This window comes from Microbacterium sp. GbtcB4 (genome assembly GCF_019091465.1).
GTDB classification, from domain to species: domain Bacteria; phylum Actinomycetota; class Actinomycetes; order Actinomycetales; family Microbacteriaceae; genus Microbacterium; species Microbacterium paraoxydans.
Genome location: NZ_JAGXJJ010000004.1, coordinates 309,784 through 335,249, shown reverse-complemented (window position 1 = coordinate 335,249; position 25,466 = coordinate 309,784). Strand labels below are relative to the sequence as shown.

Below are 25,466 nucleotides of genomic sequence, written 5' to 3'. Positions count from 1 at the left end.
AAGAAGCCTCGACACCTAGGAGAGTCCCTCATGTCCACACCCGCATCACTTCCGTATGCCTTCGTCGCCAAGATCGTCGCGGCCGATGGACAGCACGACGCGCTCGCCGATCTGCTCGCCGGCGCTGTCGCACTCGCCAACGAAGAAGTAGGAACGATTGTCTGGTTCGCGGTCAGGACCCACGCCGACACCTTCTGGATCTTCGATGCATTCCCCGACGAGGCCGCTCGCGACGCCCACGCCAACGGCGCCATCGTCGCAGCCCTGACGGCCAACCAGCACCTCCTCGGCGCAGCACCCGAGATCCTGGCGGCCGACGTCCTCGCGTCCAAGCTCCCGTAGTCCGCCAACGCACGTCCGCAACGCGAACACAACACGAGCGCTGTCGGTCACAAACTCAACAGGCAAACCAACGGGCGGCTCTGGAGCGGCTCGAGCCACAAAGCGCACGCCCCATTCGAAGGAGCAATTGATGCCATCTATTCCTACATTGTCGTTGGACGACGCCAAACGTGTCATCGCGGCAGCAGAAGCTGAATCCAGCACGCAGGGTCAGCCCAGTAACATCGCCGTCGTCGATGCCGGCGGCAATCTCGTCGCTCACGTACGGATGGACGGAGCGTGGCTGGGCAGCATCGACATCTCGATCAACAAAGCTTTCACGGCCCGAGCGTTCGACACAGCCACCAAAGACCTCGGCGACCTCGCCCAACCCGGTGAGCAGTTCTACGGCATCAACGCCTCCAACGACGGTCGGGTGATGATCTTCGCCGGTGGCATCCCGCTCGAGCGCGACGGCCAGGTCGTCGGCGCCGTCGGCGTCAGCGGAGGAACCGGCGTCCAAGACCAGGCCGTCGCCGAAGCCGCCGCCAGCGCCTTCTGAGACCGACCCGCACCGAACCCGGCCTCCGGCCGGCACGGGGCTGGATGCGTGCGTCGTCGACGTAGCCGGTCACGGCTCGGACCTGACGGCCAACCAGCACCTCCTCGGCGCAGCACCCGAGATCATGGCGGCCGACCTCCTCGCGTCCAAGCTCCCGTAGTCCGCCAACGCACGAGACAACCGCGCCCCTCCGAGCCGTAGCCAGGTCGCGACGCAACGTCACGCTGCGTTGCCGAGCGGTGCGAGGCCTATCGACACACGGACAGGATGCCGGCCGCGAGGGGTCCGTCGCAGAGGAGAGCGACGTCGGTGTCGGGCAGAGCCGTGAGGCCAGCGCATCGCGCGACCACCAGACCCGAACAGCCCCTGCCCTGCGTTTCCGCAGGTCAGGGGCTGTTCGCCGGAGCCCCCTGTGGGAATCGAACCGACGACCTCATCACGTCGGCTTTGCGTCTATCGCTTGATGTGCCCACTGGGCGAACGAGCCGCTGACCTGCGCAAACGCCGAGCGTGGGGGGAGCCTGACACGGTTTCCCGGACACCTGAGTTGAGGCGATGATCGTCTCGGAAGGAGCCCGTGAGATGCCTGCTGCCCACTCGCCGGAGTTCCGGCGTCGAGCCCTGGATCTGGTCGCCCAGGGAAACCCTGTCGGTCAGACCGCTCGTGATCTGGGGATCAGCGAGTCGTGCCTTCGGAACTGGATAAACCGCGACGCGATCGACTCCGGCCGCAAGGCCGGGATCACGACCGACGAGCATATGGAGCTGGTCGAGCTGCGTCGCCGCAACCGCGTGCTGGAGATGGAGAATGAGATCCTCAAGCGCGCCAGCGCCTATCTCGCTCGGGAGAACGTACTCCCAAAATAGGGTTCCGGTTGGTCCAGGAGCTTGCCGCGGATGGGGTTCCCGTCGCGGTGGCCTGCCGGTTCCTCAGGGTGTCGACCTCGGGATACTACGAGTGGGCGTCGCGTCCGCCATCGCCGCGGACGATCGCTGATAGGGCGCCCCCGGCGACGATCCGGCGGGTTCACCGCGATTCGCGCGGCACCTATGGTGCCCCGCGGGTGCTGGCCGAGCTGCGGCTCGGGCTCGGTGTCCACGTGGGCAAGAAGCGCGTCGCCCGGGTGATGCGCCTGGATGGCCTGACCGGGGTGTCTCATCGACGCAAACGACGAGGCTGGAAGCCGGACACGGCGACGCACGAGGACCTCGTGAAGCGACAGTTCCGCGCGCACGAGCCGAACCGGCTCTGGTTCTGTGACATCACGCAGCATCGCGCGAAAGACGGGTGGGTTTACTGCGCCGCAGTGATCGACGCGTTCTCCCGCCGCGTCGTCGGCTGGTCGATCTCAGACAGAATCACCGCGGAGATCGTCGTTGACGCGCTCGAAATGGCTCGCTGGCGCCGCCGACCCGAGCCTGGCACCGTGGTCCACGCCGACCGAGGAGCGCAACACACGTCGTGGCTCTTCGGCCACCGACTCAGGCAAGCCGGACTGCTCGGCTCGATGGGGCGAGTCGCCTCATCGGTCGATAACGCGCTCATCGAGTCCTTCTGGTCCACGATGCAACGCGAGCTCCTCGACCGCTCAACCTGGACATCCCGGACCGAGCTGTCGTCGGCGATATTCGAGTGGATCGAGGGCTTCTACAACCCCACCCGCCCGCACACCGCGCTCGGCAACCTCAGCCCCGTGGAGTTCGAACGACTTCACAACCCCGCCGCAACCGCGGCATGATCAACACAGAGAAACCGTCCGGGAAACCGGGTCAGGCTCCACCGACCGCTCGCAACCGTTCAGGAGCAGGATGCAACCCTCGACAGTGTTCACCATCGGTCACTCCACACACCCGATCGAGGAGTTCATAGCGCTGCTCGAAAACAACGGCGTGCAACAACTCATCGATGTGCGGACGGTTCCCGGCTCCCGACATAACCCGCAATTCGGCGCGCAGGCGCTTGAGGAAAGCCTGACGCACGCAGGCCTGCACTATGCGCGGATGGAAGAACTCGGCGGTCTCCGCCACACCCCAGTGAATGTGGAGAGCATCAACGGCGCCTGGCGCAACAAAAGCTTCCGAAGCTACGCCGACTACATGCAAACCGAGCCCTTCGCGCGTGGAATAGACCGTCTGATCGATCGAGCAAAAGAGAAGATTGTGGCGATCATGTGCGCGGAAGCGGTCCCGTGGCGCTGCCACCGGTCTCTCATCGCGGATGCGCTGCTCGTTCGCCACATTTCTGTGAAGGACATCATGAGCGCCACCTCCACCAAACCCCACACACTCACGTCGTTCGCGTCGGTGGACGGGCAGCGGGTCTGGTACCCGCCCACTAACCTGGAAGGGCAACCGTAGGCATAGCGAGCCTCTCGCCGATGTGACCGAGTTGTCATTCCGAGAATGGATGTCGTCCACCATGGGCACACTGCACTACGGCGGGTCGGAAGCGCCGATCGTCAGCACCCCGGCGACGGACAAGGCGGTGGACGCGGAGGGCAAGGCCTGGCAGGTCGGCAACGCGCTCATTCAACGCCCCGGCACGGGCGAGGACATCGCGTACATGGCGCTCTACCTGGCCTCCGACGAGTCCTCTTGGGTGACCGGACAGAACTACAGCGTCGACGGCGGCGCGACCGCCGGGTGGCGGAACGACAGCGAGACGGACCGACTGGCCGCGAAGAACGGCTGACACGCGGGTCGCGGCGCGACCGGTGACGGACGGGAGGCACAACACCAACGCCCAGCTCGACACGCTGGTTCTCTCGCAGGCCGGAAGGGGCCCCGGGCGTCTACGCGAACTTCGTCAACCCGGAGGCGTTCTACGCCCTCTACGGCATGGAGTTGTGCGGCGGCGCGGGCGCCTGCAACCGCCCCCCGATCGACGGCACGGAACTCCCCATCCGGTGATCCCGTGGAAAACCAAACGACGAGCGCGCGAACGCGCGAAGGAGCCGCTGACACGGCGCAGCAGAAGCTCTGTTTCTTTGACCTTTCCGGCTGTCGAGAATACGTCGGCTCCCGCGACTCCGTTCCTACAATCTCGAACGCGCCCTACGGGCTTATATCGCTCGACATTGCGCGCGCTGCGCGCTCCGCCTCCGTTTTATCTCTGTCTGCCGGAAGGCGAAGAAAAACGGTTGATCAGGGAAGGGGATGAAGAGACGAACGAGCAGGGGATTGTGGTCTACTGGTGGAAGTGACATACCCAGGCGAGAACTGTTACCCCATAGTTCTCCGTTCCACCGGAAGAGGCTGACGCACCTTCGAAGGGATGAGGCAGGCGTGCTACGCGTGAACTAACGGGCAGGTCTGTGCGTGGACCGCAAGCTCTCGCACTGTGCCGTAGTCCAGGTTCTGCCCGCTGCGCAGCCGGATGCTTAGCACTGTGCGCACGGCGTTTACTTGCTCAGCGCTGAGTCCCTCGAACAGCTCGGGCCAGTCAGAATGTGCTCGCGCGACCTCGGGAGGCGTTAGGGCGCTGACGCTGAGCAGGGCGTGTCATCGGACGTACTTCTTTCGCCCGTCCTCGACGTTCGACCCGTACTTCTCGTCCAGCTCGGCGTATGCCTCGGCCGGGGTGGTGCTGCCGTTGAGGATGCGGCGGGCGCGGTCGAGTGCGTCGGCGTCAGGGAAGTGTCCGGCGAGCTGCTGGGCCTTCTCGATTAGGGCGAGATCGTTCTCAATTTTTGGTTCGCTCATCGCATCAAGATTCAACGACGGCAGCAGGCAATGTAAACATTCGCTCCAGCAGGGGTACAAGACGCCAGATCGCGGCGTGGTGCTGTTCTTCGGTCAGATCATCTAGCACGGGCGGTTCTTCACCTGTCCAGCCGATTGCTTCGGCCACCGCAGTGAGCTCCACGCTGTCCCATCGCAACCGTCCTTCATCCCGCATCTGAGCGCGGAACTGTGACAGTGGACCGCCCGACTGGTGCACCTTGGCGATCTCGGGGAAGCGCGCCAAGCGGACGTGGAAGATCGCGACCTCGTAGCCGTGCAGAAAGATCATCACTCGGTCGATTCGGATTGGCCGTCCAATGTACATTCCAGGCCGCTTCGCGAATGCCTCCGCCTGACTGTAGATCGGCATCTGCGTTGCCTCAGGATCTGTCATCGCTCACGCCCCGTCCCTGTGGTTGAGATTCTCGGTTACCAACGACATTGATTCGCGATCTCAGCCGGTGAGTAACGACTACGAGTGGCAGACGATCCTGCGCTCAATAGTCCACGGCGGCGCGGTCGTAGGCGAACCGCGCGTCGGATTCGTTCAGCACCTTCGCGCGCACGTCGGCGAGCTTCAAGTCGAGCACTCTGAGCTTCCCGTCTATCCGGCTGATTGCCTCAATCCTGTGGAACTGGTCCCCGTAGGCCTCGGCGAACCTCGCCATGCCGTGTAGCTTCCACGCCGCGTCCGGGAGCCAGTGGCCGTGGGGATCCACGATGCTCGCTCGCACTCCGTCTTCGCCGTTGGCGAAGAAGAGGAAGTCGGGGCGCAGTGTGCGCCATTCGCCGTGACGGTCCTGGTAGGCGATGCTCATCGAATCGCGGCCGCCTGTTGGGTTCCGATACCAGGCCAGAGCCCCGCCCCTCGACATCTCGGCGTCCAGCACCTCGATCTCGTCGGGGTTCAGCTTCCCGACCGGGAACATGCCCTCGTCGTCGGCCAACAAGTGCAGTGCCCGTCGTTCAAGGAGCTGTTCGGAGTCGCCGGTGACGCGTTTCGTCTCCTCCTGGCGGTTCTTCGGCAACGCCATTGAGATGAGCTGAGGGTCCGTGCTCATGGCGGTGATCTCTGCGTAGAGGCTCTGCCTTGACTCGGAGAGGTCTTTGATCGCGACACGGTACTTGCCGAGCCACTCGTGTGCGATGCGGTCGGCCTCGGTATCGAGCGCGGGACGGGTCTGCGGCAGCATAGCGAGGGCTGCGACTCGGACGTTCGCGTCGCGGTAGGCGTCCTCGTCCTCAGCGTCCGCGGCGAGATGTTCGACGTAGGTACGGGCGATGTCTGGCGTGATCGACCGCGCGCCTGTGCGATATGCGTCCTGGATGGCGCGGTCGTCCGCGTACTCCGTCCACGACTCGTCCTGGCGGAGCCCGTGGCGTGCTTGTCCGCGAACGGTGCCGCCAGCAACCGTCTGAACGTCTTTGAGCGCCTTCGTCAGGTCGTTTGCATACTGAGCCGAGAGTCCGTTCAGAACACCGTGGAGGCGCTCGTGGGCGAGCTTCCCCGCGTCAGCTAGCAGCCGGTCAGCCGCGAGCGCGTGTGCCAGCGAAGTGAGTCGCTTGATCGGGTTCGCATGCTTGCGAGGCAGTGTCTCGGCAGGCAAGGCTTGGAACAATTCCCAGACCTCGTCCGGGACGGCCTGGTTCGGCGTCATGACCTGTGGGTCGACGAGGACACGCTGTCCCGTCCCGCCGCCCGTGGTCAGGTCGTTGCCCATGATCCGCTCCAGCACGAGGCTGGCCGTCGCCTTGTTGAATTTCGGCAGGATGCACTCGACGCTGTTGAGCAGGTCGTCGCCCTCGATACGCCTGGCGAGCGGTGTACGGATCATCCGGCCGAGAAGCTGCGTGATGTGCGTCTCGTCCCTCGCTGGGCGGAACGAGACCATGACCTCAGCGCGCGGGCAGTCCCAGCCCGTGCTGATGGCGTCCTTGGCAAGCAGCACACGGACGTAGGAGGCGTCCTGCACGCGCTCCGGGGAGATGTAAGGCACGCTGTGCGAGCCGAACGTCTGCGCAGTGTGCTCGCCAAAGACGTGGGCGATCGCGTCCGCCTCCAGTTCAGGCCACTCGTCACGGATCACGTCGATAGCCGAGGCGACCTCCGTCGGCGACGGCTTGTTCGGCACCTGAAGCACCATGAGGGGCCTGACGGGCTCCTCGTTCTGATCGTTCGCGTACGCCGTCCAGGCCGCAGAAATTCCTTTCACCTTCCGGACGCCCCGGCGCAGCAGCACTGTATTGAAATCACCCGTCTCCGCGGGAAAGTCGAGCACGATGTCGTCCTTCAGTAGACCCGACTCCTGGATACGCACAGGGTCCACCTGCACCGTCGCGAGGTGCACACGATTCGATTGCACCTCGGCTTCGCTCATTGCAGCCTCGAACCGCTGCACAGTCGCCGAGATGCCCCAGACGATCGGCACCGGCGGCACGTCATTGTGGCCGTTGATGAGGCGCTTCACGATGGTCGGCGTCTCCGACGGGCGTTTGCCCATGCCCCGATGTGCTTCGTCAAGCACCATGTAGAGCGTGAGGTCGTTGTCCTCGATCGTGTTCCGCAGGGTGTCCCAGAACGTGAACGGCACTGTGTCTGCATGCGAGTCGAAGCCAGGCAGGGTGTTGGAGTCGTCGCGGCCCCGCACGAGCAGGCTGTTCTTCGACAGCTTCGAGGTGTTCAGAAAGTAGACGTTGCCCGACTGGAGTTTCTGGTATCTGAACGGGTGCTCGACCGTGACGAGACGGTTGCGCAGGCGGTCCGACGCTTGTTCCAGCCGATGCTTGGTCTGCTGGTTCAGCGCCGGGTCGTCGCTGAACCACAGCACGACGGCGCCGGGGTCCGGCGCGATGCTGAAGTCGTCGCTGCCCCAGAACAGCGACTCGATCACGGCCGCAGCCATGACCGTCTTACCGGCGCCCGTCGTAGCCGTCAGCGCCACCGACGAGACTCGCCTGCTCGCGCTGCGGTAGAAGTCCCGCGCAGAGGTCAGTTCGCGCAGCGTGTCACCGACCGCGTCTGCTTGGTAGTCCTTCAGCGTGAAGCGCATCAGAAGTCCCCCGTCATCTCGCAGTTGCGGAGGTAGTCTTCATATAGGCGGACGGTTTCGACGCCGCGGATCTCGTCGGCGACCTGCTGGTACCGCCCCTCGTCGTCCGTGACGACGTACACGATCCGAATGCCGCCTTTCCCGCGCAGTGCCTCGACAAACTCGGCGGCCTGGTCAAGGTCGCGAAGGATGCCGTAGCTGTCAGCGATCGCCCATCCGCCTTCGATCCAGTCGATGCGAGAGCCGACCGCACCGGCGCGTAGCCACAGCATCGGAGCAATCGCCGCGAACGCGCGGTCCACGCCGACGAGCCACTTCGACTCGTACGTCAGAGTGAAGAAGGCGGCGTTCTCCTCGAACCCCTCAGCCATCGGGAACTCGTCGACGAACTTGTAGTCGCCCTTGATCGGGGCGCCGTCGGGCGTCTCGCCCGTGATCGCGGCGCGGATGCGCGGCTTCGTGATGTAGTCGCAGATGCCCAGCTTCTCCCACTCGGGATCGCCAGGCCGCACGCCCTTCCTGCGCAGAGCGGCCTGTTCGTCGGCCGAGACTTCGTTGTTCGTCACCGAGATGCACTGACGGCGGCCGCCGTCCTGCTTGTTCAAGCGCATGACAGCGTGAGCTGTCGTCCCGGAACCAGCGAAGAAGTCGAGAATGACCGCGTTTGGTTTGTCGGATAGAAAGAACCTCAGGGCATCCTCCACTGCGTAGAGGCTCTTCGGGTATGGGAATGAACGACCCGGCAGAAGGCCCGCAACGAGCTTCGAGCCATGCCATCCCGCATTATGAGAGACCCTGTTCCAAGTTGTCTTTGCTGCACGATCACGAGACACCATCGACGTGTCTATGATGGCTGCGCCAGTCAAAGGGTTGCGGCCGGTCACACTGAGTTCGCCCTTTTCGATCTGATCCTCGGTGCCCTGGTTCACCGTCATGATCGAGTAGCCTCGTCCCCGTCGCTGGGACTTGGTGGCTCTGATCAGCCCTTTCTCGACCCGCCGTCGCGCGACCTCGACCCCTGTGCGCCAGCGAGCTTCCGCGCCCGTGGCGGTCTTCGGCCATACCGCGACCTCACCCGCTGGGACTGGCACCGTCTCGACACTCGTCCCAAGCGGAATCGGCGCCCCTACCCGAACAATGCGTCCGGTTGCTTCCTCTACAAAAATCGGGAAGAACAAGTTGGGCGAGTCTGCCCTCAAGTTCCCCTTGCCAGTCCGAACGTATTGAAACCACACCTGAGACTTGCTCTCGGATTGGCCTTCGTTCAGCATGTCGTCAGTCGTGCGGGCGGCTGCCATCTGCCCCATGAACACGAAGAAGATGTATTCGTCAGACCGACTGAACATTCCGTCACGCACTGAGCCTTGACTACTGATGACGCTCGTCACCATCTGGATACGCGCTTCGGGAAACGTCTGCTCCAGTAGCAGGCCAAGGCGCAAGTACTCCTTCTCGTCGATCGTGACTATCAACACGGAGCTCGCGGGCTTCAGGAGCCGCTTGGCGAGCTTCAGCCTCCGCTCCATGAACGCCAGCCACTTCGAATGCCGGTACAGGTCGTCGCCCTCGACGTAATCGTTGTTGTACTTCCAGTCGCGCGATCCTGTGTTGTAGGGCGGGTCGATGTAGATCGCATCCACGGACTTCTCGTGCGTGAACGTGAGCTGCTCCAGGACGTGGAAGTTCTCGCCATTGATGACCGTATGGAACGGCTTATTGCCGCCGCGCTCGATGGTCCCGTCGGGGCGCAGGCCGGGGTAGATGCGGTCACGGAATTCGGCCACGAGAACCAGGTCATCCAATGCCACCGAGGCGGCCTCGATCTTCGCGCCGTTCGGCGTCGAGATGTCGGCGGTCTCTCCGTTGATTCCATCGACAGTCCAGATGCGCTGGTCGCCGTGCCCCGTCACCCCTCTCGGAGGGAGCACTCGAACCTTGCTCATCTTGCGAATCTTGTGCGCGGGAAGCTCCACCGCCTCCGGCGCATGACGCTCGAAGTTGAGCCCGAACGGTAGACGCTTCTGGAGTGGCTGGATCTCGCTGTCGAGGTCCTTAGCGAGCTGCGGATCGAGTTGATTGACGGTGCGCAGCAGGTCCGACAAGCGCGACATGGGCGGGCTCCTTCTGGCAGGACAAGAACGAGTCCGTTCTCGCGTGTGCGCGAGTGGCACGGACTCGATCTCAGCCTACTCAACAGCATCTGAGGACACGAAGGCCGCGAGTTCCCGGCAGTGTTCTACTGGCTGGACACACCAGGACGGGAGGGATCCCGGATCGCCGGGTACACCAGATAGGTGCTACCCGATGACTTGATCCATCTGCCTGTCGCCGATAGTGATCGCCCTGTGAGATCCGCCAAGGGTCCGAGCGGGACGGTAGCGGTCAGGTTGATCATCGCAGCGCCGCGCAGCAGGATGGTCTCGCAGCCGAGGTCTCTCAGGCGTTTGGTAAGCGTCGAGGGGTCGATGTGTCGGCCAGGAAGGGCGGGTGATGGGAATAACCATCCTTCCGGGGATATAGCGCGCTGCGCCAGTTGCATGCCGAGCAGTTCGGTGACGCGTGGCGCTAGGTGGAGCGGAGCGTTCCCGAGGGAAAGCGTCGCCGTTTCGCCTCGATAGACGATGTTCTTGTCTTGGAGTTTGACGAGCCGTGTGATCGGCGCTGCGTAGAGACCGACCATCAATCCGACGAGCCTCGTTCCCTCGTTCAGCTGATCGTCTTCGAGGAAGCGAGACACCCAAGAATGATGGGTGGCCTCGCTGTAGGCGAGCGACGGGGCGGACTTGGGTCGTACCGGGGCGGAGATTCGGCGCATCGCGCCGGTCTGTTTCGCCCATCGGATGAAAGGACGGATCGCGATTGCTCTGCTGCGGCGCGAGGCAGCGAACTCGTCGAAGATCGACTGCGGGGCGGATTGCAACGACAGGTTCCGCGCTTCGAGCATCTGGAGGAATTCGAGCGCCGCGCGGCTCATCTCTCTGGCCCGGCTGAGGGTGCTATCGGTGATGCCTCGTCGTCGAATCTGCACGCGCGCGGTGGCAGGAACGATCCAACGGGTGAAGATCGTAAATTGCTCTCGGTTCGCCTTTGGGCAAATCGCGATGAGTTGATCCGCCCATTGTTCATATGACGCCCAGGGGTCGCGTTCTTCTGTCAGACATCCCGTGACTTCAAGCAGAGCCCGAACGCGCAATGCTGCATGCGGATGCTCGGGCATCTCCAACGCGCGTTGACTGATGGGGATCTCGCCATCGAGAATCCGCCGCAGGATCGCGATGCTAGTGCTGCGGCTCATCCAGCGCAGAAGCCGGTCCGCGTCGTGCTTGTAGGAAAGGAGATAGTGGCGTAGAGGTTCGAGGGCAGCACGCGCGTCGCTATCCGACGCTTCGGAGAATAGCTCCTCGACTTGTTTCACCAGATCGCAGCCCGAGCACAGCGTCCGCCGTGCCCCCCGTTCGCCTCCGCATTCATTGCAGGTGAAAAGTGGTGCGTTCCCGGCACAGTCTGCACACACCAGTCTGTCGTCCTTGTCGTGGGCGATCACACGTTTGTCACCGCACTCAGGGCACGGCTTCATAAACCCGGCGGTCGAGATGTAGCAGCTCTCACAGACTCCAGTACCGATGCGTGCGGAGTAAAGCCGCCGGACCTCGTGACAGATGAAACATACGATCCGCGGTTTCGGCACGCAGTCGTTGCAGTACGGCTTGTCGCCGACGATGGAGTGGGTCGTGCGTAGCCGCCCACACTCCGCGCATTCCCTTCGCGACCTCGGGTCGCGCCGCCAGCAGTTGGCGCAGAATTGTGACTCACCAATGCGGCGCGTGATTGGTAGAAGCCTGTCGCATATAGAGCAGGGCGCAGCGTAGCGGCGTTTCGTGCAGCGCCCGCCGAGCCGTTCTCCGGTCGGACTTGTCTGTTCCAGGAAGCGCTCTTCGCCGCACTGTCCACAGGCGGGCAGGGCGACTTTCAGGTCTGCGGTGCGAGCTTTCCGGAGGAGCCGCTGTGCCGCGCGTGGCATGGCCTGATCCCTTGACGAAGCGAGCGGGGGCGCGCTGCGGAGGTAGGCAGCGAGGCGTCCTGCTCCCATTACCGTCGGCGCGATGGCGATGACGAGTTGCTCGATCTTCGCAGTCGGAGCGTCGCTCCAAGGGCTGCCCTGCTCAAGGAGGATCGTCGTTCCTGGGTCCAGGTTCCGACGGTTGCGCGCTCGGTCCTTGCGCCGTCTCTCCTTGCCGATCGCCGCGTTGATCGCCGGTGTCGAGCTGGGCATGACACTCGTTGATACTGCCGAGATGTACGGCGACGGCGCGGCGGAAGCGCTGATCTGCGAAGCGCTAGGCGACCGGTGCGGCCGGTTGTTCCTCGTCAGCAAGGCGTATCCGCAGAACGCCTCGCGCGCACGCCTTTCACGCGCATGCGAGGCGAGCTTGAGACGTCTCGGCACCGACCGGCTCGACCTCTACCTGCTCCACTGGCGGGGATCGGTGCCGCTCGTTGAGACGATAGAAGCGATGGAGGCGCTGAAATCGGCCGGGAAGATTCGGTATTGGGGTGTCAGCAACCTCGATACTGACGACATGGACGAGCTTGTTGCTGCCGGCGGGGATGGCTGCGTGACCGATCAGGTTCTCTACAATCTCGTCCGTCGAGGCCCTGAGTTGGAATTGTTGCCGTGGCTCGTCGCTCATGAAATGCCTGTCATGGCCTATAGTCCCGTCGAGCAGGGACGACTCTCGAGCCATCCCTCCCTTGTGAAGATCGCAGCTAAGGTTGGTGCTACCCCTGCGCAGGTCGCACTTTCCTGGACGTTGCGGCACGATGGCCTCATTGCGATTCCGAAGGCGAGTTCGATCGCACATGTGCGGGAGAACCGGGCAGCCGCAGATATCGTCCTTTCCGACGCCGATCTTGCGACACTCGACGCGGCATTTCCTCGGCCACGCGACCGTCGCCCGCTCGAGATGCTCTAGCTCGAATGGCGGTCTTCTCTCTCAAGGGAACCGAACATGAGACGGATCGGCTCGAGGTGTTCAGCGACGCGGTGTTTGCGATCGCGATCACCGTCCCTGTGGTGGAACTGCGCGCACCGAGGCCTGAGGATGGCGACCTCGCCGCGGCCTACCTGAAGCTGGCACCGGACTACGCCGCCTACGTCCTCAGCGTGATCCTCATCGGCCTCTATTGGTCCCACAGTCATTTCAGCGGCAAGCTGCTGGAGAAGACCGACCACGGCTACAACCTGCTGACCATCGGCTTTTTGGCTGCGGTCAGTATCACTCCATTTCCCGCGCGCCAGTTGGTCGAACATTTCGGTGGAGATGCGGACAGCACGACCGCCGCCCTTTGGTACCTGGGCATAGCAGCGGCACCGGCGACCTGGTGGTTTCTTCGGTGGGTGTACGCCACCGCCAGAGGTTTTCCCGATCGAAGGCTAACCGAGGCTTATCTTCGCCGCCTTACCATCAAGTATGGTCTTACCGCCGCTGCCTATTGGGCGGCATTCGGCTTGGCGTTCTGGAATTGGCGTGTTGGATTGATCGCGGCGGGGATTGTAACGTTGAGCTACGTCATTTCCCCCGCAAAGCCCGTGTTCAGACCCGGTATTGAACCGGGACACGATCAGATGGCTCGTTGACTGAAGGAGCGGATAGTACCTCGGAGCTGCACGCTCCTTGCGAGTGAATAGCGACCTACCGTCGTCCGACGTTTTCGGGCTTGCTTTGCTCGCCGTCCGCCAGATCGGCTAGAACATGCGCACCAGGCCGCAATTCGGGCACCGCCAGACCGGGGAAGTCGGCGGGTTCCACGACGGTTGCAGCTGCACCAGGCAGCGCTCACAGGTAGGGGAGAAGCCCGGCCATTCGTCGTCATCCACGATGCCAGGCAACCAGGATGCTGGCGGCGCTGCAGAAACCGTCCACAGGGGACGTTCAGCGCCTTGCAGGAGAGGCCGGGGTGACAGCCGAGGCCCATACCCATGCCTTCATCTCCGTCTCGCCCACGCGGAACCTGATCGCGCAGGCATCCGCTGTCGACCGGCAGACCTCCGCGTCGACGAGCGCCGGCGTGGCGCCGAAGCGCACCCACGCTTTCGCAGGCTTCGGCCGCGGGTCGATCGTCACCGGTTCTACGTCTAAGCGCAGGTCGGCGCTCGAGAGCGACTGCAGGGGGCCGGCCTCCGCGGCGATCCGCTCGAGGATGCGCGTATCCATCCTGCGATCGGCCGCCGACGCGTATCGCTTCGATGTACCCACTGCCGATCCTCCTTGCGGACCGCCAGGTTATCGATTTTAGAACAGATGTTCTATTTCGTGTGCTCGTCCGCCAGGTCGTCCGAGGCGTCAGCCTCGGCTTGAATCTGCTCAACCTCGGCCCGCAGTCGGATCAATATCTCCTTGCTGTGATCCGCGAGTGCGGTATCCCAGGCATCGACGACGCTGGTCGGGTGTCGACTGTGGCTCTTTTGATCCGAGAACCCCATGCCCTGAGACTGGGGGAGAGGGTTCCGCGCAGCGGGACCCGGGCACCACCCCGGCTCGATCGCTACACACATCAACGCAAGGCGAGCCCCTTGACACGTGGTTCCCGAGGGTGTCCGCTACCTCGCGAAGGGCTGCATTGTCAAGGCTCTGCCAGGAGGCTATCAAGGCCAGAAGGCTACCGAGCAACACCATCAGATCGGAGTAGACATGAAAGCAGTGGTGTACGAGGGACCCCGTCAGGTCAGCACGAAGGAGGTCCCGGACGCGAAGATCGAGCGGCCCACCGATGTCCTGGTCAGGGTGACGACGACGAACATCTGCGGCTCGGACCTCCACATGTACGAGGGGAGGACCTCCTTCGAGGTGGGCCGGACGTTCGGGCACGAGAACATGGGGGAGGTCATCGAGGTCGGTAGTGGCGTGGAGAAGGTCAGGGTCGGAGACCGGGTTGTGCTCCCGTTCAACATCTCGTGCGGGTTCTGTAAGAACTGCGAACGCGGCCTGACCAACTACTGCCTCACCACTCAGCCCGACCCATCACTCGCCGGTGCGGCTTATGGGTTCGCCGACATGGGTCCCTATGGCGGTGGCCAAGCGGAGCTTCTCCGCGTGCCTTTCGGTGACCACAACGCGCTGCGCCTGGGCGAGGATGCGGAGGATAGGGAGAACGACTACGTCATGCTCTCTGACATCTTCCCCACCGGCTACCACGCCACCGAGATGGCCGGCGTGATCCCCGGCGACAGCGTTGTGATCGCTGGGGCGGGTCCGGTCGGATTGATGGCCGCCCTGTCCGCGATGATCAAGGGCGCAGCAAAGGTGATGGTGGTCGATCGCCACCCTGACCGGCTCGCGCTGGCCGAGCAGATCGGTGCGATTGCCATCGACGACTCCAAGGTCGACCCCGTGCAGGCTGTGCTGGACGAGACTATGGGGCTCGGAGCTGACCGTGGTTGCGAATGCGTGGGCTACCAGGCCCACGATCCGCAGGGCAACGAGGACACCGCCGCCACCTTGAACATGCTCATCAACGCGGTCCGCTTCACCGGAGGGATCGGCACCGTCGGCGTGTTCGTCCCCCAGGACCCGGGGGCCGAGGGCGAATTGGCCAAGCAGGGCAAGGCGGCCATCGACTTCGGCACACATTGGTTCAAGGGGCAGACCATGGGAAGCGGTCAGGCCCCGGTCAAGCGGTACAACCGCCAGCTGCGGGACTTGATCGCGGCCGGCAAGGCGACCCCTTCGTGGATCGTCTCCCACGAGATCTCGCTGGACCAGGCTGCCGATGCCTACAAGAACTTCGACGCCAGGTCCAAGGGTTGGACTAAGGTCCTCATCAAGCCCGGCATGTCAAACGGAACGAAGGAAAACTGAGATGGCAGCAGAACTTCAGGGCAAGAGGGTCGCGATCCTCGCCGCCGACGGAGTCGAACGCGTTGAGCTCGAGCAACCCCGCGAAGCACTGGAACGGGCTGGCGCTCAGACCGAGGTCCTTTCGATCCACGACGGCGAGATCAAGGCCCGTAAGAACGACCTGGATGAAGCGGGCACGTTCACCGTCGACGGGTTGGTCGCCGACGCCTCGGTGGGCGACTACGACGCCCTGCTGCTTCCCGGCGGCACGGTGAACCCCGACCAGCTCCGGGTCGACAAGGACGCCGTCTCCTTCGTCCGCGACTTCGTCGAAACTGGCAAGCCCATTGCCGCGATCTGTCACGGGCCTTGGACGTTGATCGAGGCTGGCGTGGTCGGAGGTCGCACCTTGACGTCCTTCCCGAGCATCCGCACGGATCTGCGCAACGCCGGAGCGGAGGTCGTTGACCAGGATGTCGTGGTCGACGGGAACCTGATCACCAGCCGCTCACCCGACGACCTGCCTGCGTTCTGCGATACGATCGTGGCGAAATTTGCGAGCAGTTCGACCCAGGAAGAGGTGACGTCATGAGCGTCACGAAGGGACTGCTTGTCAGGCTGGAGGCCCTGCCCGGCAAGGAAGACGAGGTCCAGGAGTTTCTCGGCATCGGGCGAGGGCTCGTCGAGGAGGAACCGGCCACCACCGCGTGGTTCGCGATCCGTCTCGGCCCGTCCTCATTCGGGATCTTCGACGTGTTCCCCGATGACGCCGGCCGCGACGCGCACCTGTCCGGCGCAGTTGCGACCGCTCTCGGCGAGCAGACGGGCAAACTGTTCAGCGAGCCGACGATCGAGAAGCTCGACGTCCTGGGCTCCAAACTCCCCGCCTGAAACCACAGACCGGGAGTACTGACCCAGAAAGGGGGGGGGTCGCGGCGCGCGGTGACTTCGGGCTTACACAGCCCGCTGACATCGTGGCAGCGGCCCCTTCCCTTTCGGCCTACCGCTGATCACCAACAGATCGGGAAACCGCGATGACAGGAACTGACGACGGCGTTGCCACGACGCGTTCACCCGAGGTAGCAGTGATCGGGGGCGGGATCGTCGGTCTCTCGACGGCGTACGCGCTGCGGGAGCAGGGCGTGCCGGTGCGCTTGTACGAGGCTGGTGTGCCCGGGACGGGTCAGTCCGCAGGCGAGTCGCGGATCTTCCGGCATGCCCACGACGACCCGCGACTCGTCGCTTTCGCGCGCGAAAGCCGCGGCGTATGGGATGAGTGGTCCGAACACTTCGACGTCGAGCTGGTCTCATCAGACGGTGTCCTGGCGATCGGAGACAGCGCCCTGGCGCGGCTGCGGGTGCTCGACCAGGTCGGCGGCGTGGTAGCGCACGAGATCGATGCGGCCGAGGTCGCCCAGCGGATGCCGCTGCTTGCTGGGTACTCGGGGCCAGCGGTGCTCGACGAGTCGGGCGGCGCGATCCGCACCCGCGCCGCGATCACGGCACTAACGGGTGCCCTCGCAGATGCGGTCACCACCGGTGAGGTCATCTCCATCGATCCCCGCGCCGACGGGACGGTCGAGGTGCGCAGCGTCACCGACCGGGCTGTTTACTCCAAGGTGATCGTGTGCGCCGGCCGCGAAACCGCCCGCCTGGCACGCAGCGTCGGCCTGTCGCTGCCGGTTCGCCTTGCCGCTCACGTCAGGCTGACCTTCGACGTGAAAGCCGCCGCCCCGGAACGAGTCGCGTGCCTGCAGGACAGCAGCGGCGTCTTCGGCGAAGTCGGCGTCTACGCGACGCCGCTACCGGGCAACAGCAGCTATTCGGTCGGACTCAGCGACACCGTCCGCGTCCGCGACGACGGAACTTTCATCGACCCGGCGGCGATTCGATCGCTGGACGAACGCGCACGCGAGTACGTGACACGGGCGCTGCCCGGTCTCCACCCGGAGCCGCGCGACTTCCTTCACTGCTGGGTGACCGATCTCCCGTGGAGTGAGGACGGCGTGGCCGTGTGGGAGGCAGGCTCTGTCCTTTTTGTGGCCGGTCACAATTTGTTCAAGCAGGCACCTGCGCTGGGTCGCGCTCTTGCCCGGGCTGCGACCGGCGGCGGTCTCCGCGCCGAGCTCACGCACGAAGCGCGCCTCGGCGAGGCCCAGAGCTAGGGCATGTCTCCCAATCGCGGGGGTGGCCCGCAACTCTGGACTCGTCGCGATGGGGTCACGTTGGTGGCTGCGTGCAGTGCGGCGGTGAGGTAGCCCGCGGAAGCACCGACACCTTTGTCCGCGACGACGCACCGCGACCTCAAGGACGGTGGGTCGCCACCCCAGCGGCTCGTGCGCGAGTCGACGGATGACCGTGTCCCGAGCAGCGCCCTCGGCGCCGCAGCGTCGGCACCACTCATCAGGGGTCAGGACCCCCGGCAGGCGAGTCAGAGCGAGTCGAGGTCGAATCTTGCGACGTTATCGGCCGCGCGCCCCGGCACTGCAGACCGCTTCGTGCACCAGGCCGGAGCCTAGACAGGCTCGCTCGGAGCCATCCTCGGCCTTGAAGACATCGAACACCATTGCGTAGCCGTCCTCGTTGGTACCCAGGTCCACGCCGCTCGCCGCGGGCGTCGAGTTCGGGGCCGAGGAGCAGGTGTTCTGGTGCTGGGTGTGGGGAAAGGCAGTGGAGAACGTGTATGCGCCCTGCCCTGATTGACGGGGTCATCGTCAGTAAGCTCATGCCATGACCCTCAAGTACATTGGTGGCACGCTGCCGAAGATCGGTGTCTACGCCATCGGGTTCGGCTCGCTCACCCGCCTCCCCTCGGGGAGCTGGGACTTGAACGCCAACACCGTCTCCTCCGTTGACATCGTCGGAACCGGCAAGGAATACAACTACGCCGCAGGAGGCGCCGGGATCGTCGCTGGCAGCATCATCGCCGGGCCCGTCGGAGCCCTGGTTGGCGGACTGGTGCCCAAGGCCTTCAAAGACGACACGGTACAGTTCCGCATCAACTTCCGCGACGGGAACATCGCGCACTTCTCAGGGTCTCCACGCGAGTACAGGAGCGCGCTGAACGCGTCGTTCAAGGGGCACACCGCGGCCCCCACGACGCTAGCTTCGCCAGTTCCCACTCCCGCCCCGGCCGGAGTGGATACTGAAGTCGTCAAGCTCCGCGCCGAAGTAGCCAAGCTCCGATCTGAGCTCGGGCTCGCCACGACCGAGGTGGAGCCCGAGGCCGTGACGGCTCCCGCACCAGCTCGCGCTCCGGTGGACCTTGAGGGTGACCGCCGAGCCGAGGACGTAGAAGCAGTAAGGCGAGGTGTCGGGATGTCGCCGGAGGAGAAGGTCGCGCGTCGCGACTTGCCGAAGCGCACCGACGGCATCGCTACCCGACTCTGGTTCGAAGGCGTCGCCGAACTCGAGTACGTGAAGGCTCCACCTACGGGGGAAGACCGGAAGGCTCGGAAGATCCGAGAGGCTCTGAACGCCGCGCACCGCGCCACCTACAAGAGTGAGCTTTCGGTCGAGAAGAAGAAGATCGAGAGCGTCATCCGTAACCTCAACCTCCCGTTCAAGGAAGGTCTGTTGCTGCTGACCGAAGTGGGCGACGAGTTCCGCAACCGCACGCTCCGCTGACAGCGAGGGCCCTCTCTGCCGCTCCAACGTTAGTGCGCATGCATGCTGACCGTTCGGGACAGCGGAGGCGTGACGTCCGCCACGGGCTCAGCTGCTCCACGACCAGGCGTCGTGTCGGGCAGCCAGTAGCGACTCCTCGAGACGCCCTTCGCAGAGCTGCGTGATGTTGCGGGATGAAGCCGCTTCGGGCAGCGCCACGTTCTACCACTGCGCCCAGGTCCAAGGGTCGTTCGCCCCGGTCTGCAAGACGCTGAGCACGTCCTGCAGGCCTGAGTCGGCCCTGCTAGCTGAGGCTCGCGGGTTAGGAGCTCACATACCAACGGCACATCCTCAGACCGATAAGATCAGGCCGTGCCTCAGGAACGCGCTCGTCCTAGTAGACCGCTGTGTCGATGGCGGTGGCGGACTTCTGCACGCACGAGTGGTCGTGGGAGTGCGAAGGTGAATGTGAGCATTGGTGCTGGCACTCGCACGAGTGGGAATGCCTACAGTATGAGTGCGACTGCGAGAGCGTCGAAGGCGCCGTCGATGACTCGTCCGGAGCGGGCGAAGCGGACCTCAGGCTGAGAGACCTGGCAGCTATCGCCGCCATTGGAGGCCTCGCGTACGGCACTGTACGACTATTCCAGAAGCGGCGCGAAGGCAAAGGTGAAGCCGCGGATCAATCTTCCCAAAATGCCGACGCAGACAGCCCTGGGACAGTCGTTGACGCAACGCCGATGATGCCCTCAGCAGGCTGGTACACCGACGGCGCAAGTGTCGGGCTACGTTGGTGGAACGGCGCCGCATGGACGGAGCACCGTCAGTCGGCGCCTACGATTCCTGCAGGGTGGTACGACGACAGGGTCGGTTCCATCCGGTGGTGGGACGGAACGGGCTGGACGGGTCACGTCGCACCTATGCCCTGAGCGGTGCCCAGTGCTACGGCGCCTCCGCATTCCACATACCGGCGTACTCCTCGGCCACGGACTCCCAGGCGACTCGCGCTGCAATGGTCATGTCCGGCAGACGGGAGGAGCCTGTCGCGCGGACAACGAAGTCGTGAGAAATGGGCCGACGCGCGTGGTCTTCCCTTCCTTCCGGATCCAAGAAGCGAATCGCCAGCACATCACCAACTCGTCTCATGACCGTGCGTTGCTCAGCCACCCCATCGAACGCGTCTTCGTAGACCGGGAGGGGATCGTCGTACCCGCCATCGCGGAGGAAACGGAAGCCCCACTCTCGACCTCGCGTCGCCCAGATGTATGAACCCGGCTGAAGCATCACGTCAGGCTCCGAAGGAGAACATCATCTTCCTCCCCCTTATCCAAGTCCATCTGGAACTGCGTCAGCGTCGCAGTGACGAAATTGTGCTTGGCAAGCGCCTGCGCGTTCAGCTCACGGAGCTTGTCGCCGGCCATCTGAGCTGCTTCATCAATGACGTCTGGGCTTAGCATCGCGAGGACGGCACCGAGCTTGCCCTTATTCTGCTTGCCGAGGAGCGCGGCGGCTAGAAGCTTTGACCCGCCGCTGATGATGCTCTGAGCGACCTTGGTCGGAAGCTGCCCGAGCCTCGCCCACTTCGCATGGCGCTCAAGCGGAAGCAATGCGGCCACGGGCAGAACGAGGTCGATCCCGACGCGCTTGTCGACTTCGATCTTGTTCGGCTCGAACTTCGCTGATGACAACAAGAGGAAGTCTTCGGCGACTGACATCGCGCTTGGATTCTGAACGAAGCCAGCGAGCACCTTACGCAGCTCGTCGAGGTCGTCGGCGGCGTTCAGGTCGAGCAGGTCTCGGAACTTGAAAACGTCCATGTGAGGAAGCAGGTCCGCCTTCGACAGCGCCACGATCCAGATGCGCGGGAACTGCGCAAGTGGCGTCCCCTCCTCGAGCAGATCGTCCTTGAGCGCGAGGAGTCCGTTGGCGTAGTTGCTGAAGAGTGACTTCAAGTAGCGTTCTTCGTCGCCTGCATGATCCAGTAGGCGCTGACCATCGACGAGCAGCAACGCAACGTCTGACCCGAGGAGTGAGCGAAACGTGTCGACGCGGCGCCGTGCCTCTTCGCCACTCGCACCCTGCTCGAACCAATCACCGGGGTAGTCGTGCCAGACAAGTCGCAACGCGTGGAACGGTTGCGCCTTGGACGCCTTCTGGTTTGGCGGATCCTTCAACTTGATCGAGAAGGCGTATGACGTCGCCGCAAAGCGGGTGAGGTCGGGGGCTCTGGCTTCGTCTCGCATACCGAGATAGTTGCGGTTCAGTCGGGCGCCTTGCGATGTCCTCGGCCACGACGCGATAGAGGCTTTGCTTCAAGAACGATGCTTCCTGCGCCGCGCCATAGAAGGACGACACCAGCACGGTCTTGCCGCTTCCGCTTTCCCCGAACACGGCGATGTGCTGTTCAAGCGCAGATTTCTTCTCTTGCATGGGTCCCAACGTAGAGCACGTCTATGACAACCGGCCGACAGTGCCGCAACGGCGCGGGAATCCGTTGTCTCTCGGACGCCTAAGGCCTCTGCCGACGAACTTCGCCAGGGCCGGCGCCGTCGCCCGCCTGGCCAGAGCGGACGCTGTCGCGCCCCGCAAGCGGCTGATCATCGATTTGCTCATACGCCGACTGCATCTCTGCGGTCACGTCGTTGCCGAGCGCGCGCACCTGGGTGAGGCTGGGCTGGCGGCCCGCGACGTGCGCGACGAACCGCACGCGCTCCTCGATCAGGGCCGCTTCGACTTCAATGGCCTCAACGATGTCGAACTCGGCACCGAAAACGAGGAACACTGCGGTGTCGTAGTCCGCGCTCCGGAACGGGCTAAAGCGCGCGCCGGGCCCGGCTGCGCGGTTGGCCATCGCCTTCACCTGGATGCGCCAGCCAGCGGCGGTGGTGATGTCGTGCGACTTGGTCGAGTTGGGTTCCAGTACTCCGCCACGGGCCAGCCAGACAACGTGCTCTGCGATATCGCCCAACGGCTTGTTGTTCGTCCGTACCAGGTCGCGCCGCCGAAGTTCATGCACGACCCTCGCCTCTAGCTGTAGCAGGTGCCGAACCGGCAGGAGAGTGATGTCAGGCAGGGTGGTCATCCGCCCAGTCTCTCGTACCGGCGGCAGCGCTGACGCTGCTTCAGCGAACGCTGCGGTACCGAGGCGCCCGCTCCCGTTCTGCCAGGATGAGCATATGGTCACGCTGGACGATGTCGCGCGCGGGCTGGCGACAGATATCGACCCCGATGATGCCGAGCCGGAATACCTGGCGTTGTATTCAGCGGAGGCCCCACCGCTCGATGGCATCTTCGCGGTCCTACACGAGAGGCTCAACGGCCACTTCCGGTTCATGAACACGAAGATGACCATTGGGCGTCACTTCAACGCGGGCGACAGTCGTGACCTCATGGACCTGATCCAGCAGATCAGCGACATGAGGAAATCGCTCAAGCGTGCCGGTGTGACCTTCGAGGTGCGCGAGGACTACAGAAAGCTCATCGAAGAGTGCAAATCGTTCCTGGTCTACTCGGGAGGAAGTCCGATCCCGGACTCAGTCGAACGAATAGAGATCGAGCGCTACGAGGCCGTGATGTTCACCTCAGCGCCAGCTCCACAACGCAGGAGCGATGCCCCGCCGGTCCTCACACTCGTCGGGGAAGGTTCCTTCGCGCTGGTACACAAGTACGACGACGCACTGTACAACGAAACGTTCGCGGTGAAGCGAGCCAAGGCCAACATCTCCGAGCGAGACCTCGCTCGCTTCCGAGCAGAATTCGAACTGCTGCGGTCAATCCGTTTCCCCTACATCGTCGAGGCCTATGACTACGATCCGAACCGCAACTCATTCACCATGGAGTACTGCGATGAGACCTTGGGCGAGTACATACGTAAGGGGAATTCCACTATCACCTGGCCAACACGCAAGCGTGTGACCCTCCAGTTCCTGTACGGGCTCAACTACCTCCACCTCCGCGGCACGCTCCATCGGGACATCAGCCGCAACAACATCCTCATCAAGAAGTACGACATGGGCGCCGTGCTCGTGAAGCTGTCAGACTTCGGACTGCACAAGCATCGGGACTCTGAGTTCACGCGGACGGAGACGGAGATGAAGGGATCGATCATCGACCCGCTCCTGGAATCCTTCAGAGACTTCAAGCCCACAAACGACATCTACGCCGCAGGGGTAATCATCTCGTTCATCTTCACTGGCAAGACCCGACTGGGTGTCGCCAGCGGCCCGGTCGGTGACATTGTGAACCGCGCGACCAGTCTCGACGAGTCCGCGCGGTTAGGCTCCATCGCCGACATGATCTCAGCCGTTGAGGCTCTGGAGGCGCCTCTCTCTGCGTCCGCCGAAGCCAGCGTCTAGCATCGCCCGTCCGCAGTGCAGTGGGCTTTCGGAAGGGATGATCTCTGCCGGTCGGCGAAAAACGGTGACATCGCATCTCGGGTTCGCTTCGACTTCGCGCAGTGGCGGGAGAAGCGCACGTAAGTACGCGTTGCTCAGGGCGCGCGTCAGGCAGGCGAACAGACTGAAAGCCCGCCACCCGGAACAACCTTGATGATCTCCCGAACCTGGAGGTATCAGCGGGTGTGACGAGTTGGAGCTCGCCCGTCGACGCCTCCGGCCCGAACACTAACCCGTGGCGGCCTCTTGGATCGCCGCCGCGAGGCCGTCGTAACCGACGACCGCGGTAGCGAGCTGTTGCGCTCGCACCCAGGTGAGAGTTGACTGCCCAGTTGCCTCTAGCGCAACGCGCGAGACCACGGCGAATCGCCAATTCCCGATGTCGAGTTGATCGAACTGCTCTCGCCCGGCGAGATTCGCGGCGAGAACGTACACGTCGGCGTTGTAGGTCGACTCGGCGGCGTATGTGTTCGTCACAGGGTCGAGGAGCTTTCCACGAAGACCTGAGAATGCGAGCGTGGACGGTTGGCGCTGCGCCCACCGCTGCACGAATGCGCTGGACTTCACCTCGATGCGGATGTCGCCCCACAGGACGTCGAACGCGTCCCACTCGACGCGCACCGGCCGCTCGACCCCGGTGGCACGCCACACAAGGTACTCGGCCAGCCACCCACGGACATTGTTCGTCGTCACGTCGGGCAACGCGAACCGCCAGAAGTCAGACACCGACGCGTCAAGTCCGAGTAACTTCTCGTCTCCGGTCAGCGGATCCAGAGGAGGCGGCTCGACCATCGTCATGCCGTGAGCCTATCCGTCGTAGAGCTCCATCGGGACTGGGGTCGGAGCGCCCTCGTCAGTGAGGTGACGGCCACGTTCGACGACGACGACGAGCGCGGCGCTGCGCTATTTGCCGGGGGCATGCATGCGTGCTGTGGGGCCGTACGCGGCACCACCATCTGCTTCACATGTGCTGGTCCGACTCGGCGATTGCTTCGCCGATCTCGCGCATGCGCTCCTCGATCCGGAGTCGCGCGACGACCGATGTGGAGTGCTCGCTGCAAAGCCACTGGCCATCGAAGTTCTCGCCCGTCCGCGTCCGACACCGGTCCCCGAGGCTGACGTGCTCACACCGCGCACTTGGTGCTGGACGGAGACGGTCGGGGGCATTCGCGGCGTACGGCGAACTCTCCCATCTGTACGGGTGCTTTGAGCAACGCCATTCGAACCAGCCGCCATTGGCGAGCCCGTCGAGGTCGGGGGCCCAGACGCTGCGTTCACGCCAGCGACGGACCACGACGATGTCCTGCGTGCTGTGGTTCCGTCCCCACTCTTCGCGGCGACAGTAGGTGCATTCGCTTGTCAGTGGATCCTTGTCATCGCCGCGGTCTTCGATGTCGAGGATCGGGTAGGGCGTGTCGATGAGCATGTCTTTGAAGAGGACCATTAGGACTCCTTACCAGCGAAGAGGCTCGTTCTCTCGATTTCGCCGCGCAATCGCGTCCACTGCTCGGCGCATGCGGGGCTGATGCGGTAGTAGACCTCGCGTCCTCGGGCCGGGCGGAGGTCTTGGCCGGTTGCCCTCGTGAACGGCGCGAGTGTTCCCTCTGGCAGGTGCGCGTTGATGTAGCGGTAGAGGTGTGTGCGGAAAGTCGAGATCACCGATGGCGTCTGTCCGGTCCACTCCGCCAGTTCAGCGATGCTGAGCCACTGGCCCGCCGCGCCGTGCTCTACGACGGCATCCATGATCTTGACGTAAACACGCGCTGTCGTCGTGGGGGCTGATGCGAACCGCTCGACTTGTTCGTCAGGCCATAGCGGATAGTCGGGAATCCCGTCGTCCGGAACGGCTGTTCGTGGGAGGCGGTTCGGCTGGTCGGTGATGAGAAAAGCCGCGAACCTTCGCACTTCGTCGGCGATTTCCGACGGTACGTCGATGGTGATGAGGTTGCTCATGTTGCAGATCCTACTTCAA

The 25,466-nt window shown here is 63.8% G+C and carries 27 protein-coding genes and 1 pseudogene; 16 read left to right on the top strand and 12 right to left on the bottom strand.

Annotated elements, in window-relative coordinates; all coding sequences use genetic code 11:
- Nucleotides 1-30 precede the first annotated feature (30 nt).
- The 7 genes and pseudogenes from KVS71_RS09340 to KVS71_RS09310 all read left to right on the top strand — a co-directional run bounded on the left by KVS71_RS09340 (nt 31) and on the right by KVS71_RS09310 (nt 3,575).
- On the top strand, nt 31-342 hold the full coding sequence (locus KVS71_RS09340) for a putative quinol monooxygenase (protein ID WP_114332294.1): 312 nt from the start codon (nt 31-33) through the stop codon (nt 340-342).
- A gap of 154 nt (nt 343-496) precedes the next feature.
- Nucleotides 497-883 (top strand): heme-binding protein, encoded by a 387-nt coding sequence (locus KVS71_RS09335; protein ID WP_229117445.1) that lies wholly within the window; start codon nt 497-499, stop codon nt 881-883.
- A gap of 76 nt (nt 884-959) precedes the next feature.
- Nucleotides 960-1,043: pseudogene (locus tag KVS71_RS09330) on the top strand (antibiotic biosynthesis monooxygenase); the annotation flags it as partial.
- Nucleotides 1,044-1,465: 422 nt separating this feature from the next.
- The gene (locus KVS71_RS09325) at nt 1,466-1,750 is read left to right on the top strand and encodes a transposase (RefSeq protein ID WP_158698552.1); all 285 of its coding nucleotides are present in this window, start codon (nt 1,466-1,468) and stop codon (nt 1,748-1,750) included.
- Between the two features lie 47 nt (nt 1,751-1,797).
- Nucleotides 1,798-2,622 carry an IS3 family transposase gene (locus tag KVS71_RS09320; protein WP_234024242.1) on the top strand — a complete coding sequence of 275 codons (825 nt, stop codon included), beginning with the start codon at nt 1,798-1,800 and terminating at the stop codon, nt 2,620-2,622.
- 85 nt (nt 2,623-2,707) lie between these two features.
- Nucleotides 2,708-3,241, top strand: a complete 534-nt coding sequence (locus KVS71_RS09315; protein ID WP_200838805.1) for a DUF488 family protein — start codon at nt 2,708-2,710, stop codon at nt 3,239-3,241.
- A 49-nt stretch (nt 3,242-3,290) separates the two neighbouring features.
- Complete coding sequence (locus KVS71_RS09310) at nt 3,291-3,575, top strand: SDR family oxidoreductase (RefSeq protein WP_199787651.1); 285 nt, start codon at nt 3,291-3,293, stop codon at nt 3,573-3,575.
- Nucleotides 3,576-4,384: 809 nt separating this feature from the next.
- On the opposite strand, the gene KVS71_RS09305 is transcribed toward KVS71_RS09310, so the two are convergent.
- The 5 genes from KVS71_RS09305 to KVS71_RS19990 form a co-directional block, all read right to left on the bottom strand.
- Nucleotides 4,385-4,585, bottom strand: a complete 201-nt coding sequence (locus KVS71_RS09305) for a hypothetical protein (protein ID WP_105950095.1) — start codon at nt 4,583-4,585, stop codon at nt 4,385-4,387.
- Between the two features lie 4 nt (nt 4,586-4,589).
- On the bottom strand, nt 4,590-5,000 hold the full coding sequence (locus tag KVS71_RS09300; RefSeq protein WP_126892903.1) for a hypothetical protein: 411 nt from the start codon (nt 4,998-5,000) through the stop codon (nt 4,590-4,592).
- A 103-nt stretch (nt 5,001-5,103) separates the two neighbouring features.
- Nucleotides 5,104-7,656, bottom strand: a complete 2,553-nt coding sequence (locus tag KVS71_RS09295; protein ID WP_105950093.1) for a DEAD/DEAH box helicase — start codon at nt 7,654-7,656, stop codon at nt 5,104-5,106.
- Nucleotides 7,656-9,767: a site-specific DNA-methyltransferase gene (locus KVS71_RS09290; RefSeq protein WP_105950092.1), complete on the bottom strand. Its 2,112-nt coding sequence runs from the start codon at nt 9,765-9,767 to the stop codon at nt 7,656-7,658. Before KVS71_RS09290 ends, KVS71_RS09295 begins: the two co-directional genes overlap by 1 nt.
- Nucleotides 9,768-9,892: 125 nt before the next feature.
- Nucleotides 9,893-11,929, bottom strand: a complete 2,037-nt coding sequence (locus KVS71_RS19990) for a hypothetical protein (protein ID WP_162604560.1) — start codon at nt 11,927-11,929, stop codon at nt 9,893-9,895.
- On the opposite strand from KVS71_RS19990, the gene KVS71_RS09280 reads away from it, so the two are divergent.
- Nucleotides 11,889-12,629: an aldo/keto reductase gene (locus KVS71_RS09280; RefSeq protein WP_238695569.1), complete on the top strand. Its 741-nt coding sequence runs from the start codon at nt 11,889-11,891 to the stop codon at nt 12,627-12,629. The genes KVS71_RS19990 and KVS71_RS09280 overlap by 41 nt on opposite strands.
- Before the next feature lie 5 nt (nt 12,630-12,634).
- On the top strand, nt 12,635-13,294 hold the full coding sequence (locus KVS71_RS09275) for a TMEM175 family protein (protein WP_105950089.1): 660 nt from the start codon (nt 12,635-12,637) through the stop codon (nt 13,292-13,294).
- Nucleotides 13,295-13,589: 295 nt separating this feature from the next.
- On the opposite strand, the gene KVS71_RS09270 is transcribed toward KVS71_RS09275, so the two are convergent.
- Both KVS71_RS09270 and KVS71_RS09265 read right to left on the bottom strand, forming a co-directional pair.
- Nucleotides 13,590-13,871: a hypothetical protein gene (locus KVS71_RS09270; protein ID WP_199787650.1), complete on the bottom strand. Its 282-nt coding sequence runs from the start codon at nt 13,869-13,871 to the stop codon at nt 13,590-13,592.
- Nucleotides 13,872-13,963: 92 nt separating this feature from the next.
- Nucleotides 13,964-14,140: a hypothetical protein gene (locus KVS71_RS09265; RefSeq protein ID WP_153244971.1), complete on the bottom strand. Its 177-nt coding sequence runs from the start codon at nt 14,138-14,140 to the stop codon at nt 13,964-13,966.
- A 208-nt stretch (nt 14,141-14,348) separates the two neighbouring features.
- On the opposite strand from KVS71_RS09265, the gene KVS71_RS09260 reads away from it, so the two are divergent.
- The 6 genes from KVS71_RS09260 to KVS71_RS20340 all read left to right on the top strand — a co-directional run bounded on the left by KVS71_RS09260 (nt 14,349) and on the right by KVS71_RS20340 (nt 20,029).
- Entirely contained in the window at nt 14,349-15,515 is a 1,167-nt protein-coding gene (locus tag KVS71_RS09260; RefSeq protein ID WP_105950087.1) for a glutathione-independent formaldehyde dehydrogenase, read from the top strand.
- Between the two features lies 1 nt (nt 15,516).
- Nucleotides 15,517-16,086, top strand: a complete 570-nt coding sequence (locus KVS71_RS09255) for a type 1 glutamine amidotransferase domain-containing protein (RefSeq protein WP_126892905.1) — start codon at nt 15,517-15,519, stop codon at nt 16,084-16,086.
- Entirely contained in the window at nt 16,083-16,385 is a 303-nt protein-coding gene (locus tag KVS71_RS09250) for a putative quinol monooxygenase (RefSeq protein WP_105950085.1), read from the top strand. The genes KVS71_RS09255 and KVS71_RS09250 overlap by 4 nt, the downstream gene beginning before the upstream one ends.
- Before the next feature lie 194 nt (nt 16,386-16,579).
- Nucleotides 16,580-17,659: an FAD-binding oxidoreductase gene (locus KVS71_RS09245; protein WP_105950084.1), complete on the top strand. Its 1,080-nt coding sequence runs from the start codon at nt 16,580-16,582 to the stop codon at nt 17,657-17,659.
- A gap of 565 nt (nt 17,660-18,224) precedes the next feature.
- Entirely contained in the window at nt 18,225-19,121 is an 897-nt protein-coding gene (locus KVS71_RS09235) for a hypothetical protein (protein WP_105950083.1), read from the top strand.
- A 392-nt stretch (nt 19,122-19,513) separates the two neighbouring features.
- Nucleotides 19,514-20,029, top strand: coding sequence for a DUF2510 domain-containing protein (locus tag KVS71_RS20340; protein ID WP_306663914.1), 516 nt, complete (start codon nt 19,514-19,516; stop codon nt 20,027-20,029).
- A 354-nt stretch (nt 20,030-20,383) separates the two neighbouring features.
- Here KVS71_RS20340 and KVS71_RS09225 read toward each other — a convergent pair whose 3' ends face one another.
- Nucleotides 20,384-21,343 (bottom strand): ATP/GTP-binding protein, encoded by a 960-nt coding sequence (locus KVS71_RS09225; RefSeq protein ID WP_254635590.1) that lies wholly within the window; start codon nt 21,341-21,343, stop codon nt 20,384-20,386.
- Nucleotides 21,344-21,609: 266 nt separating this feature from the next.
- Nucleotides 21,610-22,182, bottom strand: a complete 573-nt coding sequence (locus tag KVS71_RS09220; protein ID WP_199787649.1) for a hypothetical protein — start codon at nt 22,180-22,182, stop codon at nt 21,610-21,612.
- A gap of 94 nt (nt 22,183-22,276) precedes the next feature.
- Here KVS71_RS09220 and KVS71_RS09215 point away from each other — a divergent pair, with 94 nt between their 5' ends.
- Nucleotides 22,277-23,455 (top strand): protein kinase family protein, encoded by a 1,179-nt coding sequence (locus KVS71_RS09215; RefSeq protein ID WP_217584393.1) that lies wholly within the window; start codon nt 22,277-22,279, stop codon nt 23,453-23,455.
- Nucleotides 23,456-23,722: 267 nt separating this feature from the next.
- Here the strand turns inward: KVS71_RS09215 and KVS71_RS09210 are convergent, their stop codons facing one another.
- The 3 genes from KVS71_RS09210 to KVS71_RS09200 form a co-directional block, all read right to left on the bottom strand.
- Nucleotides 23,723-24,292 carry a hypothetical protein gene (locus tag KVS71_RS09210; protein WP_105950079.1) on the bottom strand — a complete coding sequence of 190 codons (570 nt, stop codon included), beginning with the start codon at nt 24,290-24,292 and terminating at the stop codon, nt 23,723-23,725.
- A 163-nt stretch (nt 24,293-24,455) separates the two neighbouring features.
- Nucleotides 24,456-24,938: a hypothetical protein gene (locus tag KVS71_RS09205; RefSeq protein WP_105950078.1), complete on the bottom strand. Its 483-nt coding sequence runs from the start codon at nt 24,936-24,938 to the stop codon at nt 24,456-24,458.
- Nucleotides 24,938-25,447, bottom strand: a complete 510-nt coding sequence (locus KVS71_RS09200; protein ID WP_105950077.1) for a hypothetical protein — start codon at nt 25,445-25,447, stop codon at nt 24,938-24,940. The genes KVS71_RS09205 and KVS71_RS09200 overlap by 1 nt, the downstream gene beginning before the upstream one ends.
- Between the last annotated feature and the right edge of the window lie 19 nt (nt 25,448-25,466).